This window comes from Flammeovirga agarivorans (genome assembly GCF_012641475.1).
GTDB classification, from domain to species: Bacteria; Bacteroidota; Bacteroidia; order Cytophagales; family Flammeovirgaceae; genus Flammeovirga; species Flammeovirga agarivorans.
Genome location: NZ_JABAIL010000036.1, coordinates 1 through 2,193 on the forward strand (window position 1 = coordinate 1; position 2,193 = coordinate 2,193).

General features: G+C 30.1%; 3 protein-coding genes. All 3 read right to left on the bottom strand.

Annotation, left to right across the window (positions count from 1 at the left end):
- Positions 1-206: 206 nt before the first annotated feature.
- Entirely contained in the window at positions 207-1,226 is a 1,020-nt protein-coding gene (locus tag HGP29_RS28015; RefSeq protein ID WP_168885784.1) for a tetratricopeptide repeat protein, read from the bottom strand.
- A gap of 86 nt (positions 1,227-1,312) precedes the next feature.
- Complete coding sequence (locus HGP29_RS28020; RefSeq protein ID WP_168885785.1) at positions 1,313-1,825, bottom strand: DUF2199 domain-containing protein; 513 nt, start codon at positions 1,823-1,825, stop codon at positions 1,313-1,315.
- A gap of 126 nt (positions 1,826-1,951) precedes the next feature.
- On the bottom strand, positions 1,952-2,193 hold a 242-nt coding region (locus tag HGP29_RS28805; protein WP_211093445.1), incomplete at its 5' end, for a hypothetical protein.

Sequence of the window (2,193 nt, forward strand, 5' to 3'; positions counted from 1 at the left end):
TGACGGAACTGTTCCATTACATTTTTATTGTTTTTATCTGTTTTTACATTTTGCCCAATAACAGAATGAGAAAATAAAATTAATAATATGATAAACTTTGACATTATCTGATATTTTGGCTTTATGTTGTGTAACGAAATTGCTAAACAGCGTGCGAGGGCGCGTCGCCCGAGACTTGCTGTTTTAGCTGATGTTACCGCTAGTTTTTACTCATCAAATTGAGTGCCGTGGATTTTGCAATCATAAAACAAACAACCACAAAATATAGTCTTGTATAATTCAGATGGTTTTATTTCAGGCGGATTAATCAATTTTTGTCTTAACGTTCTTATTATTTCTATTTCTTCGTTCAGTTTCTTTATTTCAGCTAGTCTTTCTTGCTCGGTATAATCTTCATATTCTTCATCTTCAGGATCATTTAAATCAGCTATCCATGATTTTTTACTTTCAACTTCTTCTTCAGCAAGTTCATTAAATTTTGAATCATTGTATTTTAAAAGCAAATAGCAAAATTCAGGATATGATTGCAAATCGAAATTTGGACTTTCCATTAATATATCATAAGCCTGTTTTAAATCATTATTTAAATAACATAGCTGACTCAAGTCAGTACATGAAACCCAAGCTGTTAAGTCTTTATATGATTCACTTTTTCTAATCTTTTGGATAATTTGGTCTATTTCAGATGTCAATCCAAGTTCAATTTGACAAACGGCTTTATTAAATTTTGATTCATTGTCTTTGTCCATTAATTCAATTGACTTGTCATATAAAGTCAAAGCTTTTTGTGGATTATCTAAATAATTCTCACACACCGCTAAATTGTGGATAATTTCTACCATCTCAGTTTGAGACAAAGTCAGAGCTTTCTCAAAATAGAACTTAGCTTTCTCATAGTTTTCTTTCATTAAATATGCATAGCCAATCAAATTATATGGCATATACGATTTTGGTTCTTTGTCAATGAATGGTTGTAATATTTCTATTCCTCTTTCGTAATCATCCCAGTCCGTTATTATCTGATATGCATAATTATTTGCAGTTTTTATGGAAGGCTTAATCTCAAACGCTTTTTTTAATAATCCATCAACTTTATTAAAACTATCTGCTTCTCTACAACTTAAATAACCTATAGCCAACTTATTTATTAAATCCGTGTCATTAGGATTTTTAGTTAGTCCATTTTCAAGTTGTCTTATATCGTTTATGTTATACTGCTCGTTCATCTCTTAAATTGGCGGTAACGAAATTGCTAAACAGCGTGCGAGGGCGCGTCGCCCGATGGATGGAGATTAGCTATTGTTACCCAACGTTATTTTAATACTTTATTTACTCTATTTTGTACTTCCTCTAAAGTTATTCCACTATAGTAATCTTTGACAAACTGATGGTCATGATCATCATGAGGTATAATTTCAGGACGTTGGTTTCCAAGTTTTGTAAATACATTACATGGAATATTCATAGTTGATTCTTTATATTCTAAAATATCACTACATAACCAACCAAAATAACCTGTTTTATGGTTTTCATTATCAAAGTTTTCTAAGTAATCATTATAACTTTCCTTACTAAGTGATACCCACAAACCATATTCTAAATTTTCACAAGTACCTATTACTTTCTGTGATAAAGTTACCCTTATAAATCTATCTGTTTGTGATTCATATTTAATTTCACAAAAATCTGAACTTAATTCTCCAATTTTAGACTTTGCTTCTTCTGATAATTGAGAATAATTAAAAGGTGATTTATAAGTTAATGCAGGCCATTCTGTATGTTGTTCACCACATTCTGGACATATATTTGTATTACTATTTTGCATTACTATATTTCTTTTAAAGATGTCTGCTTGCTTAAAAGTATATTCTTAATTATTGTAGTACCCTGTAAATGTTGGGTAACGTGATGACTAAACTACGTGAGCGGTTGTGTCAACCGTGATTGGAGTTTAGTTGATGTTGGAGGTAGTAGATTTTTTACACATTTTTTCTTTCATCTTCATTGCTTCAGTAAAGTTATTCGTAGTCAACAACTCACATATTTTGTTACTCATTTTCAACTCCATATAACACATTGCTAATTTATTTTGTACGTCATAATCATATGGCTGTTCTTTAAGTAATAATTCTTTTGCATTTGTAAAATCACCTCGTTCAAAATATTTATTAGCTTTCTTATATTTTTTTAAAA